General features: G+C 63.0%; 17 protein-coding genes. All 17 read left to right on the plus strand.

The genetic code is table 11. The features are described 5' to 3' along the window. Nucleotides 1-43 precede the first annotated feature (43 nt). The 17 genes from VJ673_RS02575 to VJ673_RS02655 all read left to right on the plus strand — a co-directional run bounded on the left by VJ673_RS02575 (nt 44) and on the right by VJ673_RS02655 (nt 17,213). A complete protein-coding gene (locus VJ673_RS02575) occupies nt 44-1,420 on the plus strand; it encodes an OmpP1/FadL family transporter (protein ID WP_324124457.1) in 1,377 nt (458 codons plus the stop codon). Between the two features lie 106 nt (nt 1,421-1,526). Beyond that, nucleotides 1,527-4,412, plus strand: coding sequence for an ATP-binding protein (locus VJ673_RS02580; protein WP_324124458.1), 2,886 nt, complete (start codon nt 1,527-1,529; stop codon nt 4,410-4,412). Beyond that, nucleotides 4,376-5,044: a response regulator transcription factor gene (locus tag VJ673_RS02585; protein ID WP_324124459.1), complete on the plus strand. Its 669-nt coding sequence runs from the start codon at nt 4,376-4,378 to the stop codon at nt 5,042-5,044. The genes VJ673_RS02580 and VJ673_RS02585 overlap by 37 nt, the downstream gene beginning before the upstream one ends. A gap of 481 nt (nt 5,045-5,525) precedes the next feature. Further along, nucleotides 5,526-6,458, plus strand: a complete 933-nt coding sequence (locus VJ673_RS02590) for a catechol 2,3-dioxygenase (RefSeq protein WP_324124460.1) — start codon at nt 5,526-5,528, stop codon at nt 6,456-6,458. A gap of 12 nt (nt 6,459-6,470) precedes the next feature. Continuing rightward, nucleotides 6,471-6,740: a phenol hydroxylase subunit gene (locus tag VJ673_RS02595; protein ID WP_324124461.1), complete on the plus strand. Its 270-nt coding sequence runs from the start codon at nt 6,471-6,473 to the stop codon at nt 6,738-6,740. A gap of 42 nt (nt 6,741-6,782) precedes the next feature. After that, entirely contained in the window at nt 6,783-7,775 is a 993-nt protein-coding gene (locus VJ673_RS02600) for an aromatic/alkene monooxygenase hydroxylase subunit beta (RefSeq protein WP_324124462.1), read from the plus strand. Nucleotides 7,776-7,786: 11 nt separating this feature from the next. Further along, a complete protein-coding gene (locus VJ673_RS02605; RefSeq protein ID WP_324124463.1) occupies nt 7,787-8,056 on the plus strand; it encodes an MmoB/DmpM family protein in 270 nt (89 codons plus the stop codon). A 22-nt stretch (nt 8,057-8,078) separates the two neighbouring features. Further along, the gene (locus VJ673_RS02610; protein WP_324124464.1) at nt 8,079-9,596 is read left to right on the plus strand and encodes an aromatic/alkene/methane monooxygenase hydroxylase/oxygenase subunit alpha; all 1,518 of its coding nucleotides are present in this window, start codon (nt 8,079-8,081) and stop codon (nt 9,594-9,596) included. A 64-nt stretch (nt 9,597-9,660) separates the two neighbouring features. Further along, complete coding sequence (locus VJ673_RS02615; protein WP_324124465.1) at nt 9,661-10,014, plus strand: phenol hydroxylase subunit P4; 354 nt, start codon at nt 9,661-9,663, stop codon at nt 10,012-10,014. A 10-nt stretch (nt 10,015-10,024) separates the two neighbouring features. Then, on the plus strand, nt 10,025-11,086 hold the full coding sequence (locus VJ673_RS02620) for an NADH:ubiquinone reductase (Na(+)-transporting) subunit F (protein ID WP_324124466.1): 1,062 nt from the start codon (nt 10,025-10,027) through the stop codon (nt 11,084-11,086). Between the two features lie 354 nt (nt 11,087-11,440). Further along, nucleotides 11,441-12,901 (plus strand): 2-hydroxymuconic semialdehyde dehydrogenase, encoded by a 1,461-nt coding sequence (locus tag VJ673_RS02625; protein ID WP_324124467.1) that lies wholly within the window; start codon nt 11,441-11,443, stop codon nt 12,899-12,901. A gap of 7 nt (nt 12,902-12,908) precedes the next feature. Beyond that, a complete protein-coding gene (gene dmpE / locus VJ673_RS02630; protein ID WP_324124468.1) occupies nt 12,909-13,706 on the plus strand; it encodes a 2-oxopent-4-enoate hydratase in 798 nt (265 codons plus the stop codon). Continuing rightward, nucleotides 13,703-14,509 carry a 2-oxo-3-hexenedioate decarboxylase gene (dmpH, locus tag VJ673_RS02635; RefSeq protein WP_324124469.1) on the plus strand — a complete coding sequence of 269 codons (807 nt, stop codon included), beginning with the start codon at nt 13,703-13,705 and terminating at the stop codon, nt 14,507-14,509. The genes dmpE and dmpH overlap by 4 nt, the downstream gene beginning before the upstream one ends. Before the next feature lie 30 nt (nt 14,510-14,539). Next, nucleotides 14,540-14,767 carry a tautomerase family protein gene (locus tag VJ673_RS02640; protein ID WP_169255731.1) on the plus strand — a complete coding sequence of 76 codons (228 nt, stop codon included), beginning with the start codon at nt 14,540-14,542 and terminating at the stop codon, nt 14,765-14,767. Next, the gene (locus tag VJ673_RS02645; protein WP_324124470.1) at nt 14,764-15,678 is read left to right on the plus strand and encodes an acetaldehyde dehydrogenase (acetylating); all 915 of its coding nucleotides are present in this window, start codon (nt 14,764-14,766) and stop codon (nt 15,676-15,678) included. The genes VJ673_RS02640 and VJ673_RS02645 overlap by 4 nt, the downstream gene beginning before the upstream one ends. Further along, the gene (dmpG, locus tag VJ673_RS02650; RefSeq protein ID WP_324124471.1) at nt 15,678-16,733 is read left to right on the plus strand and encodes a 4-hydroxy-2-oxovalerate aldolase; all 1,056 of its coding nucleotides are present in this window, start codon (nt 15,678-15,680) and stop codon (nt 16,731-16,733) included. The genes VJ673_RS02645 and dmpG overlap by 1 nt, the downstream gene beginning before the upstream one ends. Before the next feature lie 159 nt (nt 16,734-16,892). Continuing rightward, entirely contained in the window at nt 16,893-17,213 is a 321-nt protein-coding gene (locus VJ673_RS02655) for a 2Fe-2S iron-sulfur cluster-binding protein (protein ID WP_324124472.1), read from the plus strand. Nucleotides 17,214-17,306: the final 93 nt, after the last annotated feature.

Consider the following 17,306-nt stretch of genomic DNA (forward strand, 5'->3'; position numbering starts at 1 on the left):
GTTCACCCGCGTTTCAGCGGTCCCCAACAGAGAGAGAATGACAATGTTGCTGAAGAAGCTTGCCGCACTCTTTATGGTCGCGGCACTGCCGTCATGGAGCCCTGTCGCCAGGGCCACCGATGTCTTCCGTCTGGAGGGCATCGGCGCCGTCTCCAGGAGCATGGGCGGTACCGCCGTCGCCTACGATGTCGGGCCCGGGGGCATGCTCACCAACCCATCCACGCTGTCACTGAGTCAAAGCGATCGGCAGGTGTTGCTTGGCTTCGATGTGGTGTCGACCGATATCTCGGTTGAGAATCGACGCACGGGCGAAGTCGCCGATTCCGACGTGCACAACAACAATCGCGGTCCCTACCTTGCCCCGACCGCGGCGTTCACGCAACGCCTCGGAGACCTGGTCATGGGCATCGGCGCCTTTGCGCAGGGTGGCCTGGGCACGGAATACGGGCGACACAGTTTCCTGTCGCGCGGCACCGGGGGAGCGAACACCGGCCTTGAAAATTCCAGCCGCCTGCTTGTCCTCGACATCCCCCTCGCTGCCAGCTACCGCATGACGGACGCCTTGACGGTAGGCGCGAGCCTGGACGTGATGTGGCAAGGCCTCAATCTCGACCTGCTGCTCGGTGCGGACCAGGCGGGCAGCCTGATCTCGACCGGGCGGGCTACAGGCACGCTGGTTCCCGCGCTAGGGGCCATTCCCGGACTACAGGGGGCACATTTCAGTCTGACCAAAAACCAGCCGATCGGCAGCGGTGTGGACGCGTGGGGCTACGCCGGTCGGCTTGGAATGCTCTACCAATTGAGCCCCGCGACCCGCTTGGGTGCCTCCTATACCTTCAAGAGCCAGATGGATGACATGGAGGGCGACGCGACGCTCACCGCCGTGTCCGGCGTTGCCGGGCAGATAGGACTGCCGGGAGAAATACGGATCAAGGATTTCCGGATGCCGGCAAAACTGGACATCGGTCTCAGCCAACGCGTGACGCCACAATGGACTATTGCGATGGATATCTCGCGGGTGTTCTGGAAGGACGTCATGAAGGACATCAAGGTGGGTTTCGACGCGGATGCCGGCGGGAACCTGGATGTCGTTTTGCCGCAGAACTACCGCGACCAGACCATCGTGGCCTTGGGTACGTCCTATACGCTGTCACGTGAATGGACGGTCCGCGCCGGGCTTCGTCTTGCCACTCAGGCCCTGCGCGACGACACGCTATTTGCGGTTGTTCCCGCCACGCCGACCAAACACCTGTCCTTCGGTTTCTCCTATACGACGTCGCCGCGAGGACGCATTGATTTCGCGTACTCGCATGCGCTCCTGGAGAAAATGTCCAACAGCAGCACGCCAAATACCTCCGAGCCAATCCGGGTCAAACATTCGCAGAATAACGCGACGCTCAATTACATCTTCGCCTTCTGATCGAATCGCCCCTTTCGGGGCTTTCGCCGTGTGTAAGGAACAGTTGCCGCGCATTTTTTTGCGCGGTGACGGATCCTTTGACTGTGATAGTAGGTGCGATGGGGTCATGACTGCTAATTCCCGTTCAGGGCTTGCTCCGCGGAATACCGCCGTCAAAGGGGTGGAACTTTCGGATGATGACCCCCATGACGTCAGGCGTCAGAAGCTGGCCCGCATCATCGTTGATTCGATGTACCAGTTCCTTGGCTTGCTCGACGCTGCCGGGAACGTGATCGAAGTGAATCAGGCGGCGCTCGAAGGAGCGGGAGTGGACTTGCACGAGGTGGTGGGCAAGCCCTTCTGGGAGACGCGCTGGTGGACGAAGTCGGAAGAAACACGGGAGCGCGTGCGTTCCATGGTCTCGGAAGCTGCGGCTGGCCGATTCGTGCGCTGCGACATCGAGATTTTCGGTGAGCACAAAGGGCAGCGGACCATTGTCGTGGACTTCTCCCTGAAACCGATCTTCGACGACGCGGGGAAGGTCGCGTTCCTGCTTCCGGAGGGGCGAAACGTCTCCGAAAAGATCGCGATCGAGGCAGAGCTCACGCGCCGTAATAAGGAGGTCCATGCGGCGCTGGAAAAATTGCGCGAGATCGACGGCTTCAAGACGAGATTCTTTGCCAACGTCAGTCACGAGCTGAGAACGCCGCTGACGTTGATCCTCGGGCCGGTGAGCCAATTGCTCGGGTCGAACGAATTTTCCGAGCGGGAGAGATTTCGGCTGCTCACGATCAAGCGAAACGCAGGGGCGCTCCTTCAGCAGGTTAACGATCTGCTCGATCTGGGACGCATCGACGCCGGAGAAATGCCACTTGTATACGTTTATGCCGATATCGTCGCGTTGGCGAGGGGGGTGGCCGAGGGATTCGAGTCCGCCGCGCAAGAACGCGGGGTAAGGCTGTCATTCGCCGGCGAGGATGAACTGCATGTCGATGTCGATCAGGCGAAATTCGTACGGGTAGTGAGCAACCTGCTCGCGAATGCCTTCAAGTTCACGCCGGACAGCGGCCGGATACGATGTTCGTTCGAGCGCCTGTCGGGCAATCGGGTCCTGATGAGCATTCAGGACAGCGGTCCCGGCGTTCCTGATGAACGCAAGGAGTCTGTCTTCGATCGTTATGCCCAGGGGGCGGATGAGCTGGCGGCCAAGGGGAGCGGTCTCGGGCTCAATATCGTGAAGGAATTCGTCGAACTGCATCACGGCACGATCACGCTTCTGGATGCGCCGGAGCGAGGCGCTCTGTTCCAGATCGAGTTGCCCTTGCGCGCCCCGGCCGGTGCGTTCGTGCGGGCGCGTGACTCACAGTGGGTGCCTCCGATCGAGACGATCCAATCGGCGCCCGAATCCGGGCTCACGGACCGTCCAGAAAAAGCGGGCAGTCCTCGCTTGTTGATCGTCGAGGATAATTCCGACCTGCGGCAGTTCCTTTACGACGTGCTGACGGATGATTACCAGGTGACGCTGGCGGAAAACGGCCGTGTGGCGCTCGAAATCGTCCATGAAAAGGCCCCGGACCTCATCATCACCGATCTGATGATGCCAGAAATGGATGGCGAACGTTTTGTTCATGAACTGCGCCAGCGGCAGACTGCGCATATTCCCGTCCTCGTGCTGTCGGCCCGCGCAGACGATGTGTTGCGCGAGACCCTGCTCGACGGCTTTGTCCAGGATTATCTGACCAAGCCCTTTTCACCGCGGGAGCTGCGCGCCCGGGTCCGGAACCTGGTCACCGTCAAACGTACCGTGGATATCCTCCAGAAGGAACTGGATTCGCAGGCGTCCGATATCGGTGAATTGACCAACGGGCTCATCGCTAGCCGCAAATCCCTGCTCGATGGCATTCGCGCACTGCAGATTTCGGAGCGCCGCTGGCTGGGGTTTTACGAAAACACCGCGGTCGGCATTGCCCTCGTCAATGCGGACGGCAAGATCATGAAAGCCAATCCGGCACTGCAGCAGATGCTCGGCTACAGCCAACAGGAGATCCTGGGAATCTCGCTGCTCGACCTCACCGAGGCCTCGGAAAGAGCGGCCACCCGCCAAAACGTATACAGCCTGCTTAAAGGAGGGCGGGGCAGCTATCAGTTGCAGAAGCGTTACATGCGCCGGGACGGAAGCTTCCTGTGGGCCAAGGTTTGCGCATCGGTGATTCCCTTGGTCGATCGCGAAGGGCCGCGGATTGCCGTTATCGTCGAAGACCTGAGCGCACAAAAATCGGCAGAGGATGCGCTCGCAAAAACGCGGGCGGACCTGACCCGCGTGGCGCGTCTGACAACCATGGGTGAGCTGGCGGCCTCGATTGCGCACGAGGTCAATCAGCCTCTGGCGGCCATCGTCACCAATAGCCAGGCCGCGCTGCGCTGGCTGGAGCGCGAGGAGCCGGACTACGACGAAGTTGTCCAGGCGCTGCAGCGAGTTCGTCGTGACGCGACTCATGCGGCCGACGTAATCACTCGCATCCGCGGTTTTCTGAAGAAGGAGGGCTTGAAACGGGAGCAGGTGGACGTTCCCAGGATGATCGACGCCCTCGTCCAGATGCTGCAGCCGACACTGAATCATGCAGCGGTCAATCTCGACGTGTACATCTCAACGGGACTTCCCCCGCTGATGGGAGACCAGGTTCAGTTGCAGCAGGTCATCCTCAACCTGGTGATGAATGCGCTGGATGCGATGCGCAATCAAACAGGGCGTGATCGCCGAATCCGGATCGAGGTTCACGCGGATGCGGTAGGCACCACCTTCTTTTCGGTCCGCGACTCGGGGCCGGGAGTGCCGGCGGACATGACTGCTGCGATCTTCGAGCCCTTCCATTCCACGAAGAGCGACGGCCTCGGCATGGGATTGGCGATCAGCAAGTCCATCGTCGAGAGCCACCGGGGAAAGCTGTGGCTGGACGTGTCGAGTCCGGAAGGGGCATGCTTTATTTTCTCGATTCCTGCACAAGGATCATGAAGCGCCGAATCCTCACCACTCCCACGATCTATGTCGTTGATGACGATCTGTCCGTTCGCGAATCGCTGAGCAGCCTGCTGCGGGCGGAGGGGATGGCGGTTGAGACCTTCGCGTCACCCATCGAATTCCTAGCCCTCGAACGACTCAAGGATTTTTCCTGCGCGGTGCTGGATGTCCGCATGCCCGGCCTTGACGGACTGTCGCTCCAGGACGAATTGGCGCGGCGCGGCTGGGAGGTTCCCATCATTTTCATCACGGGTCATGGCGACGTGCCGGATGCCGTGCGGGCGATGAAGGCAGGCGCGATCGATTTCCTGAAGAAGCCGTTCGATGATCTCGCCTTGTTGCAAGGGATCACATCGGCGCTTTCCCGCGTCAGCAGGGCCTTCCATCGGAAACTGGAAGCCGCCGAACTACGTGAACGCTACGAACAGCTGACCCCGCGTGAGAAGGAAGTGCTGGACATGGCCATCCAGGGCAAGGCGAACAAGGTCATCGCGCTCGAACTGGGAATCTCGGAAAGCACCATCAAGGTCCATCGGCACAACGTCATGAGCAAGATGCATTTCCGATCCCTGCCGGAACTGGCCTTGGCCTTGCAGCGGCTGAAAGAGGCGGACCGCGCCGGGTGAGGGCGGCGCGCCCGCACTGCAACGTCCTGCCGCGCTGATCAGCCTGGCCGACCGAAGTCGTCCTCGATCCATGGGCGTGCGCTGACATTCCCCGAGCGCAAAAGGCTTCATGTACGCGGGACTCGGACTGTCGATCCGCTGCGGATGTCACCCGTTTGCCTCGTCGCTCCGCGTCAGTCATTTTGTGCACTGCACCGTGACGCTTTTGTAAGCCTAAATCCCGATTCCGACAAAAACGTCAGTGGGGAATTTCACCCACTTTGCTCCAGTTTTGAAAAACTCTCTTGTTATCAGCAGGTTGTCTTATCTGGCATGGGGGCTGCATTAGTAGCGCTGAGGGCGAGATAAATGATTTCGATCAATTGCCCCAAGTGACGAATTCGTCAGCCCCGGTTCCAGCGGCGTGAAGACGACCCGAAAACCGGATGGCGGACGAGTCACGAAGACCGTTCCATCCACTAGAACAATGGAGACAAGAGACATGGCAATGACTGGCGTTCTTCGCCCGGGCCACGCCCAGGTGCGCGTGCTGAACCTCGAGGAAGCGGTGCAGTTCTACCGTGACGTGCTGGGGCTGGTTGAAACGGGCCGCGACGCGCAGGGGCGGGTGTATTTCAAGTGCTGGGACGAACGCGATCACAACAGTTACGTGATCCGCGAAGCCGATCGTGCCGGTATCGACTTCTTCGCTTTCAAGGTGTTGGACAAGGCCACGCTCGACAAGCTGGATGCCGACCTGCAGGCCTACGGCCTGAAGACGGAACGCATCCCTGCCGGCGAGATGCTGGAGACCGGCGAGCGCGTGCGTTTCGAGCTGCCGTCGGGGCACGTGATGGAGCTGTATGCCGAGAAGACCGCGATCGGCAATGGCCTGCCGATCGTGAATCCGGGGCCCTGGACGTGGCAGCGCGAGCACGGCATCGGCCCCGTGCGCCTCGACCATGCGCTGTTGTATGGCCCGAACGTCGCGGAAGTGCACAAGATCTTCACGGAAGTGCTGGGCTTCTACCTCGTCGAGCGCGTGCTGACGCCGGACGGCGAAAACAACGCCGCAATCTGGCTGTCGTGTTCGCACAAGGTGCATGACATCGCCTTCGCCGAGTATCCGGAGAAGGGCAAGCTGCATCACTGCTCCTTCATGATGGAAAGCTGGGAGCAGGTGCTGCGCGCGGGCGACATCATGTCGATGAACAAGGTCGCCGTCGACATCGGCCCGACCCGCCATGGCGTGACGCGCGGCTGCACGATCTACGCATGGGATCCGTCCGGCAACCGCTTCGAGACCTTCATGGGCGGCTACCAGCCCTACCCGGACAACACCGAGCCGCTGACCTGGACCTTCGACAACTTCGGCCAGGGCCTGGATTACCCGCAGCGCAAGCTCCACGAGACCTTCCTGACGGTTGTGAGCTGAGGGGGCAGGGCGATGAGCAGCCTTGCGACACCCGCCGCCTTCGACACGCGTCGCCGATTCGTGCGCGTCACGGGCGAGCGTGCCAACGGTTTTGTCGAGTTCGACTTCGCGGTCGGCGAGCCGGACCTCGCGGTCGAGATGATCCTGACGCGCGAGGCCTTCGCCGAGTTCTGCGAGCGCAATGCGGTCGAGATGTTGGCGCCGCAGGGGGAGCTTGATTCGACCGAAAAATCCGACTGGGACTGGCGCCTCGCCGACGCGACCCGCACCCGCTTCCGATAAATCGAGAACAGCGCTCCCCGAACGGGAGCGCAGGAGACATCCATGCAGATCGACCTTCGCACGGTGAGCATCCAGCCGCTGCGCAACACTTTCGACCACCTCGCGCGCCGCTTCGGCGACAAGCCCGCATCGCGCTACCAGGAAGGCAGCTACGACATCCAGGCCGCCGAAAACCTGCACTACAAGCCGACCTGGGATCCGGACCAGGACCTGTACGACACGAAGATCACGAAGATCGTGATGAAGGACTGGTACGCGCTGAAGGACCCGCGCCAGTTCTACTACAGCACGTACACGCTCGCCCGCGCACGTCAGCAGGACACGACCGAGGCGAACTTCGCCTTCGTCGAATCGCGCGGCCTCGCAGACATGCTGCCGCCGGCGCTGCGCGACACCGCGCTGAAGTTGCTCGTGCCGCTGCGCCATGCGACGTGGGGCGCGAACCAGAACAACACGCTGATCTGCGGCTACGGCTACGCGACGGTGTTCACGCAGCCGTGCATCTACCACGCGATGGACAACCTCGGCATCGCGCAATACCTGTCGCGGCTCGGCCTGCTCCTCGGTGACACCGAAGCGCTAGACGCCGGCAAGGCCGCGTGGCTCGACGACCCGGTGTGGCAAGCGCTGCGCCGCTATGTCGAGGACACGCTGGTGCTGCGCGATCCCTTCGAAGCCTTCGTCGCGCAGAACGTTGCGCTCGATGGCCTGCTGTATCCGCTGGTCTATGGCCGCATCGTCGATGACTTCCTGTCCGCGCAGGGCGCCTCGGCGGTCGCGATGCTCACGCAGTTCATGACCGACTGGTTCGACGAGACGAAAAAGTGGGTCGACGCGGTGCTGAAGGTGGCTGCCGCCGAGTCAGATCACAACCGCGAAGTGCTGCAGGACTGGATCGCCACATGGAGCGCGCGCGCCGCCTCCGCGCTGCTGCCCGTGGCGGCTATCGCGCTCGACGCCCAAGCCGACGACGCCCTCGGCGAAGAACTCGCCGCCTTCCGTGCCCGTATCCAGAAAACCGGCATCACGCTCTGAGAGGTCCACCCATGTCCACCGTATTCATCGCCCTGCAGGCGAACGAAGACACCCGCCCGATCATCGAGGCGATCGAGATCGACAACCCCAATGCCACGGTCAATCGTCAGCCCGCGATGGTGAAGATCGACGCGCCGAATCGCCTCGTGATCCGCAAGGAGACGATCGAGGAGCAGATCGGACGTTCGTTCGACCTGCAGGAACTGCACATCAATCTCATCACGCTGGGCGGTAATGTCTCGGAAGACGACGACAGCCTCACGCTGAGCTGGGCCGAGTAATCAGGCGAAACAGGAGACCGTCATGGATATGAAAGTTGCAAAGAAGAAGCTCGGCCTGAAGGAGAAATACCGGCTGATGACCCGCGACCTCGGCTGGGAGCCGAGCTACCGCACGAAGGACGAGGTGTTCCCGTATGTGAAGTACGAAGGCATCAAGGTGCACGACTGGGACAAGTGGGAAGATCCGTTCCGCCTGACGATGGACGCCTACTGGAAGTACCAGGCCGAGAAGGAGCGCAAGTTCTACGCGATCATCGATGCGCACGCGCAGAACAACGGGCACCTGAACATCACCGACGGCCGCTACCTGTCCGCGTTGAAGGTCTTCCTGCAGGCGATCAGCCCGGGCGAATACGCGGCGCACAAGGGTTTCTCGCGTGTCGGTCGGGAATTCCCCGGCGTCGGCACCCAGGTCGCGTGCCAGATGCAGGCGATCGACGAGATCCGCCACGCGCAGACGCAGATCCATGCGCTGTCGAACTACAACAAGTACTACAACGGCTTCCACGCCTTCGCCGATGCGCGCGACCGCATGTGGTACAACACCGTCGCCCGCTCGTTCTTCGACGACGCGATGTCGGCCGGCCCGTTCGAGTTCATGATCGCGATCGGCTTCTCGTTCGAGTACGTGCTGACGAACCTGCTGTTCGTGCCCTTCATGTCGGGCGCAGCCTACAACGGCGACATGGCGACCGTGACCTTCGGCTTCTCGGCGCAGTCCGACGAGGCGCGCCACATGACGCTGGGCCTCGAGTGCATCAAGTTCATGCTCGAGCAGGACCCGGACAACCTGCCCATCGTTCAAGGCTGGCTCGACAAGTGGTTCTGGCGCGGCTTCCGCGTGCTGGGCCTGGTCAGCACGATGATGGACTACATGCTGCCCAAGCGCGTGATGTCGTGGCGCGAGGCCTGGGAGATCTACGGCGTCGAGAACGGCGGGGCGCTGTTCAAGGATCTGGCGCGCTACGGCATCCGTCCGCCCAAGGGTTGGGACGACGCCGAGAAGTCGATCGACCACATGTCGCACCAGTTCATGCTGGGCCTGTACCAGTGGAGCTTCGGAACCTCGCTCCATTCGTGGATTCCGTCCGACGAGGACATGGACTGGCTCTCGGCCAAGTACCCCACCACTTTCGACAAGTACTACCGGCCGCGCTGGGATCACATCCGCAAGCTCGCCGCCGAGGGAAAACAGTTCAAGAACTTTGGCCTCGCGAAGCTGTGCCAGACCTGCCAGCTGCCGGTCGTCTTCACCGAGCCGGATGATCCAACGATCTCCTGCCACCGCGAGACGACCTACAAGGGCGAGAAGTATCACTTCTGCTCCGACGGCTGCCAGCACGTGTTCGAGAACGAGCCCGAGAAGTACATCCAGGCTTGGCTGCCGATGCCCGCGCTGTTCGCGGAACTCGACGGCGACATCGGCAAGTGGATGGACTGGGTGAGCCTGCGCGACGGACAGGACAACGGCGACTACGTGGGTTCGATCGACCAGCGCAATTTCGAGCAGTGGCGCGGGCTCGCCACATCGAACAGCTGAACCTGCACAAAAGAGGACGCGGCGCGCCCCGTGTGCGCCGCAATCCGATCACAAGGAGACAATCATGACCGTAGCAGCAATCAAGGAATATGTCGGCGTCGCACGCGACCGTGTCGAGAACTTCAACGGCAAGCAGCTGGTGTACGCGAGCTGGGATCACCACCTGCTGTTTGCGGCGCCCTTCCTGCTCTATGCGGCGCCGCAAATGAGCTTCCGCGAGCTGGTCGAGGGGCCGCTCACGGCGCTCGTGCAGCCGGACCCGGATGGCGCCTCGATTGACTGGGCGCAGGTCGAGTGGCTGAAGTCGAACCAGCCCTGGACGCCCGACTTCGACCGCAGCCTCGCCGACAACGGCGTGGGGCACAAGGATCAGATCCGCTTCCGCACGCCGGGTCTGACCTCGCTGGCCGCTGCGTGAGGACAGGGCGATGAGCTACGAGCTGACCATCGAGCCGCTCGGCCAGACGATCCCCATCGAGGAGGGGCAGACCATCCTCGATGCGGCGCTGCGGGCCGGGGTGTATCTGCCGCATGCGTGCTGTCATGGCTTGTGCGCGACCTGCAAGGTACAGATCGTCGACGGCGAGGTCGATCACGGCGAGGCATCGAGCTTCGCGCTGATGGACTTCGAGCGCGACGAACAGAAGACGCTGGCGTGTTGCGCGACGGCGCAGGGCGACATCGTGATCGAGGCCGAGATCGAGGAGGACCCGGACGCCGAGAACCTCCCTGTGCGCGACTTTGTCGGCACCGTGAGCCGAATCGAGACGCTGACGCCCACGATCAAGGGCATCTGGATCAAGCTCGACGACGCGGAAGGGATGCGCTTCCAGGCCGGGCAGTACATCAACCTCGAACTGCCGGACGGCATCGGAAGTCGCGCCTTCTCGGTGGCCAGCGCGCCGTCGGACTCGGGCGAGATCGAGCTCAATATCCGCATCGTGCCGGGTGGGCAGGGCACACGTTATGTGCACGAAACGATGCGCGTTGGGGATCGGACGAAGATTTCGGGCCCCTACGGACGCTTCTTCGTGAAGAAGTCGGCCGATGTTCCGGTGATCTTCATGGCCGGCGGTTCCGGCTTGTCGAGCCCGCGTTCGATGATCCTCGATCTGCTGGCGGAAGGCTTCGAGCGCTCGATGACGCTGGTCTACGGCCAACGGACGCGAGAGGAGCTGTACTACCACGACGAATTCCTCGCACTGGCGGAGCGGCACAAGAACTTCCATTACGTACCGGCGCTGTCGCACGAACCGGACGGATCGGACTGGCAGGGTTTCAGGGGCTTCGTGCACGACGCGGCGAAGAACCATTTCGACAACGACTTCCGCGGACACAAGGCCTATTTGTGCGGCCCGCCGCTGATGATCGAGGCGTGCATCGGCACCTTGATGCGAGGCCGGCTCTTCGAGCGCGACATCTATACCGAGAAGTTCATTTCTGCGGCGGATGCGCAGCAGGTGCGGAGTCCGCTGTTCAAGGCGATTTGATAGGAGCGGCTTAAGATCCGCGGCGTGCGAGCGAACCGCCCCCGGCGGGCGGTACTCCGCGCCTCCTTCAACGCGTGGCGGAGGCGTCGGCACGGAGTACCGCCCGCCGGGGGCTGCGTCGTGCCGCTAATGTGGGGCGGTCGGTAAGGGACGCCGGGCAGTCTGTGCGGGGATAGCGTGCTTTATGCCTATCGGGCAGGTTCACGGGCGGCCAAACAGATACCTAAAAGGTATTGAACGTCAGAAATAAAAGTATTGGACGGTATAACACGCCGTTCATAGACTGATCCTCAAGCGCGGAATGCAGCGGGCACGACGCGAGCGGAATAACAGGGACAAGGAGCGAGGATGACCATGCGTCAGATTCAGAATTTCATCGGCGGTGAGTTCGTGGCCGCCGCGAGTGGGAAGCGCTTCGACAAGCGCTCGCCCCTCGATAACCGGGTGATCGCGTCGATCACCGAAGCAGGGCGTGCCGAGGTCGACGCCGCGGTGAGTGCCGCCCGTGCGGCCTTGCACGGCGAGTGGGGCGGGCTGACGACCGAGCAGCGCGTCGAGCTGCTGTACGGCGTGGCCAACGAGATCACGCGGCGTTTCGAGGACTTCGTCGAAGCCGAGATGGCCGACACCGGCCAGCCGCGCCATGTGATGTCGAACGTCTTCATTCCGCGCGGCGCAGCCAACTTCAAGGTGTTCGCGGACGTGGTGAAGAACGTGCCGAACGAATCCTTCCAGATGGCGACCCCGGACGGACGCGGCGCGTTGAACTACGGCATCCGCGTGCCCAAGGGCGTGATCGGCGTGATCTGCCCGTGGAACGCGCCCTTCATGCTGATGACTTGGAAGGTCGGTCCGGCGCTGGCATGCGGCAACACGGTCGTGGTCAAGCCGTCCGAGGAATCGCCGCACACGGCGACGCTGTTGGGCGAAGTGATGAATGCGGTCGGCGTGCCCAAGGGTGTGTACAACGTCGTCCATGGCTTCGGGCCGAATTCGGCGGGCGAATTCCTGACGCAGAACCATGGCGTCGACGCGATCACCTTCACCGGCGAGACGCGCACCGGTACCGCAATCATGAAGGTCGCCGCGGAAGGGATGCGCGACGTGTCCTTCGAGCTCGGTGGCAAGAACGCAGGCATTGTTTTCGCGGACGCGGATTTCGATGCGGCGGTCGACGGCATCTTCCGCTCGGCCTTCCTGAACTCCGGTCAGGTCTGCCTGGGCACCGAGCGCGTGTATGTGGAGCGCCCGATCTTCGAGCGCTTCGTGCAGGCGTTGAAGGAGAAGGCGGAAGGCGTGAAGTTCGGCCGTCCGGACGACCACGACGCGAACTACGGCCCGCTGATCAGCCAGGAGCATCGCCAGAAGGTGCTCTCGTACTACCGCAAGGCGGTGGAGGAGGGCGCGACTGTCGTGACCGGTGGTGGCGTGCCTCAAATGCCGGGCGAGCTGGCCGAAGGCGCGTGGGTCGAGCCGACGATCTGGACGGGGCTGCCCGACGACGCGGCGGTCGTGCGCGAGGAGATCTTCGGGCCCTGCTGCCATATTCGTCCGTTCGATAGCGAGAACGAAGTCGTCGCGCTGGCCAACGACACCGAATACGGCCTCTCGACGACGATCTGGACTACCGACCTTGCCCGCGCGCACCGCGTCGCGGCGCGCGTCGAGGTTGGTATTACCTGGGTGAACAGCTGGTTCCTGCGCGACCTGCGCACGGCCTTCGGCGGATCGAAGCAATCCGGCATCGGCCGCGAGGGCGGCGTGCATTCGCTCGAGTTCTACACGGAAACGCGAAACATCTGCGTGAAGCTCTGAGGCAAATATGAACGAAGAAAAGATCAGGCAATACGGCGACGAGCTCTTCGACGCCTGGCACGAGCGCCGCACGCTGCAGCCGCTCGTCGAACGCGAGCCGGACATCACGCTCGACGACGCCTACCGCATCCAGCTGCGCTACATCGAGCGCCGCGTGCAGGCCGGCGAAAAGATCGTCGGCAAGAAGATCGGCGTCACCAGCAAGCCGGTGCAGGACTTCCTCGGCGTGTTCCAGCCGGATTTCGGCCAGCTTACGTCCGGCATGGTGTACCAGGAAGGCGACGTCATCGACCTCGGCACGCTGATCCAGCCGAAGGCCGAAGCCGAACTTGCCTTCGTGCTCAAGCATGACCTGCAAGGCCCGGGCGTGACCGCAATGGACGTGATCCGCGCGACCGACTACGTCGTGCCGTGCTTCGAGATCGTCGATTCGCGCATCACCGACTGGAAGATCCGCATCCAGGACACCGTCGCCGACAACGCGTCCTGCGGCGTCTATGTCCTCGGCAAGACCAAGGGTGACCCGCGGAAGCTCGACATCACGCTCGCCGGGATGGTGCTGGAGAAGAACGGCGAGCTGCACTCGACGGGCGTCGGCGCCGCAGTGCAGGGCTCGCCCGCCAACGCGGTCGCGTGGCTCGCGAACACGCTCGGCGAACTGGGCATCCCGTTCAAGGCCGGCGAAGTGATCCTCTCCGGATCGCAGTCCCCCCTGGTGCCCGTCGTCGATGGCGACGAGCTCGTCTGCACGGTCGGCGGCTTGGGTAGCTGCCGCGTGAAATTTGCCGGAAGGAGCGCGGTATGAGCCAGAAGCATGAACTGACGCTGTCGCGCGAGGACGTCGTGCGTCTGTGCGAACGCGTCGAAGGCGCCCAGCGCGGCGCGTACGCGATCCCCAAGCTCACCGACGAATACTCGTCGATGACGATCGCCGATGGCTACGCGGTCCAGAGCGAATTGCGCCGTCGCTACATCGCGCAGGGCCATCGGTTGGTCGGCTGGAAGGCTGGCCTCACGTCGAAGGCGAAGATGCAGCAGATGGGCGTGGACGTGCCCTCGATCGGCTTCCTGACCGACCGCATGGCACGCCCCGAAAACAGCGCGATCGCGACGGCCGACCTCGTCCATCCGCGCGTCGAGTGCGAAGTCGCATTCGTGATGAAGAAGGGCCTGCGCGGCCCCGGCTGTACGCGGCAGGATGTGCTCGACGCGACCGACTACGTGCTGCCGGCCGTCGAGATCATCGACTCGCGCTTTTCGGGCTTCAAGTTCGACCTCGCCAGCGTGATTGCTGACAACGGTTCGTCCGCGCGCTTCGTCGGCGGTGGCCGCGCTCGTTACGTCGAGGACCTCGACCTGCGCACGCTCGGCGTCGTGATGGAGAAGAACGGCGAGATCGTGACGATGGGCGCGTCGGCGGCGGTGCTCGGCCACCCGGCAGACGCCGTCGCGATGCTTGTGAACATCCTCGCCGACCTCGACGAAGGCTTGCCCGCCGGCAGCTTCGTCATGAGCGGCGGCATTACAGAAGCGATTCCCGTGAAGCCGGGCGACAGCATCGTCGCGCGCTTCCAGGAGCTGGGCAGCGTGTCCTTGCGCTTCGTCTGACCCCTGACCCCAACAAATACAGAGAGAACCATGCCCATCATCGAAATGCATCTCGCGGAGGGACGCACGCCGGAGCAGAAGCGCCGGGTCGCGAACGCCGTCACCGACGCCGTCATCCAGGCGCTCGGCGTGAAGCGTGAAGCCGTGCGCGTACTGATCACCGAACACGGCAACGAAGAGTTCTACGTTGCCGGCGAAACCCTGGCGGAGCGGGCCGAACGGCAGCGCGTCGCCGCACTCGTGGAGCAAGGCCAATGAAGAAGATCAAATGCGCCCTGATCGGGTCTGGCAACATCGGCACGGACCTGATCTACAAGATCAAGCGCAGCCCGGTGCTGGAGCCCGTGTGGATGGTCGGCATCGACCCCGAATCCGAAGGCCTCGCCCGTGCCCGGGAGATGGGGCTGAAGACCACCGCGGACGGTGTCGACGGCCTGCTGCCGCACGTCGAGGCGGATGAAATCCAGATCGCCTTCGACGCGACCAGCGCCTACGTGCATGCTGAGAACAGCCGCAAGCTCAACGAGCTCGGCGTGATGATGATCGACCTGACGCCCGCCGCGATCGGCCCGCTGTGCGTGCCGCCGGTGAACCTGCGCCAGCACGCCGACAAGCTCGAGATGAACGTGAACATGATCTCGTGCGCCGGCCAGGCAACGATCCCAGTCGTGCATGCCGTGTCGCGCATCCAGGGCGTCGAATACGCGGAAATCGTCGCCAGCCTCGCGTCGAAGTCGGTCGGCCCCGGCACCCGCGCCAACCTCGACGAGTTCACCTACACGACGTCGAACGCGATCTGCAAGGTCGGTGGCGCCCGCCGCGGCAAGGCGCTGTGCATCATCAACCCGGCGGAGCCGCCGATGATCATGCGCAACACGATCTACTGCCTGACGGACGACGAGCCGGATCACGTGCGCATCACCGAATCGATCCTGCAGATGATTGGCGAAGTGCAGAAATACGTTCCGGGCTACCGCCTCGTGAACGGACCGATCTACGACGGCAACAAGGTGTCCGTCTTCCTCGAAGTCGCCGGTCTCGGCGACTACCTGCCCAAGTACGCCGGCAACCTCGACATCATGACCGCGGCCGCGACGCGCACCGCCGAGATGTTCGCCGAGGAAATCCTCGCCGGAAAGATCCAGTTGAAAGCCGTGGAGACCGTGTGATGAGCCAAACTTCTTCCAGCCTCAAGGGCCGCAAGGTCATCCTGCACGACATGTGCCTGCGCGACGGTATGCATGCGAAGCGCGAGCAGATCAGCGTCGAGCAGATGGTCAAGGTCGCCACCGCGCTCGACGATGCCGGCATCCCGTACATTCAGGTTACGCACGGCGCAGGCCTCGGCGGCAACTCGCTCCAGCACGGCTTCGCGATGGCGCCGAACGAGGAATACATCTCGGCGGTGGCCTCGAAGATGAAGCAGGCCAAGGTTTCGGTGCTGCTGATCCCGGGCCTGGGCACGATGAAGGAACTGCAGGCTGCGTACGACGCCGGCGCACGCAGTGTGCACGTCGCGACCCACTGCACCGAAGCCGACACCTCACCGCAGCACATCGCCTTCGCACGCAAGCTGGGCATGGACACGACCGGCTTCCTGATGATGTCGCACCTCAACGACGCCGCCGGCATTGCGCAGCAGGGCAAGCTGATGGAGTCCTACGGCGCGCACACAATCTACGTCACCGATTCGGCCGGCTATATGCTGCCCGAGGACGTGAAGGCACGCGTCGCCGCGCTGCGCGAAGTGCTGAAGCCCGAGACGGAGATCGGCTTCCACGGCCACCATAACCTGGGCATGGGCGTCGCGAATTCGATCGCCGCGATCGAGGCGGGCGCCTCACGTATCGACGGCTCGGTGGCGGGCCTGGGCGCAGGCGCGGGCAACACGCCGCTCGAGGTCTTCGCTGCCGTATGCGAGCGCATGGGCATCGAGACCGGCGTCGACCTCTTCAAGATCATGGATGTCGCCGAGGACGTCATCGTGCCGATGATGGACCACATCGTCCGCGTCGATCGCGAATCGCTGACGCTGGGTTTCGCGGGCGTCTATTCGACCTTCCTGCTGCACTCGAAGCGCGCTGCCGAGCGGTTCGGCGTGCCGGCGCGCGACATCCTCGTCGAGCTCGGCCGCAAGAAGATGATCGGCGGCCAGGAAGACATGATCCAGGACACCGCAATGACGATGGCGAAGGAACGCGGGCTGCTGAAGCAGGTGGCCTGAGACGGCGCCAATGAGCGACTTCGGCGACTCGAGGTTCGAGCGCGCGCCTGTGCGCACGGGCCTCCTGCCGCCGGATCGCGGAGAGTCGGCGGATCGGCGGACCATCGGGCAGCAGGCGTTGCGCTCGCAAAACGCTGTACGGACTGCGGAAAACCCACGATGAAATTCATCGTCACGATAGAGGATACGTCGGAGCGCTACGACTGCGCGCCGGACGAATCTGTGCTCGCGGGCATGGTACGCCTGGGCAGGCGCGGCATTCCCGCGGGCTGTTGCGGTGGCGGTTGCGGCGTATGTAAGGTGGAGATCATCGCCGGCGAGTTCGAGACGCGGGCGATGAGCCGCGATCACGTCAGCGCGGATGATCAGGAGAGCGGCCGAGTCCTCGCGTGCCGGGTCTATCCGCGCAGCGATCTGTCGTTGCGCGTGCTAGGAAAGATGCACAAGACGGTGTGCGGCGGGTTTGCGAAACCGCCATAATTGGTATTATGTCAACTTCGAACCGCAGGCGCCCCGGCTTCCGTGACGACCCCGGCGAACAGATCCAAGCGCATCAAATCGACGAAAAGGCCC

This window comes from Aromatoleum sp. (genome assembly GCF_035254505.1).
Taxonomy (GTDB): domain Bacteria; phylum Pseudomonadota; class Gammaproteobacteria; order Burkholderiales; family Rhodocyclaceae; genus Aromatoleum.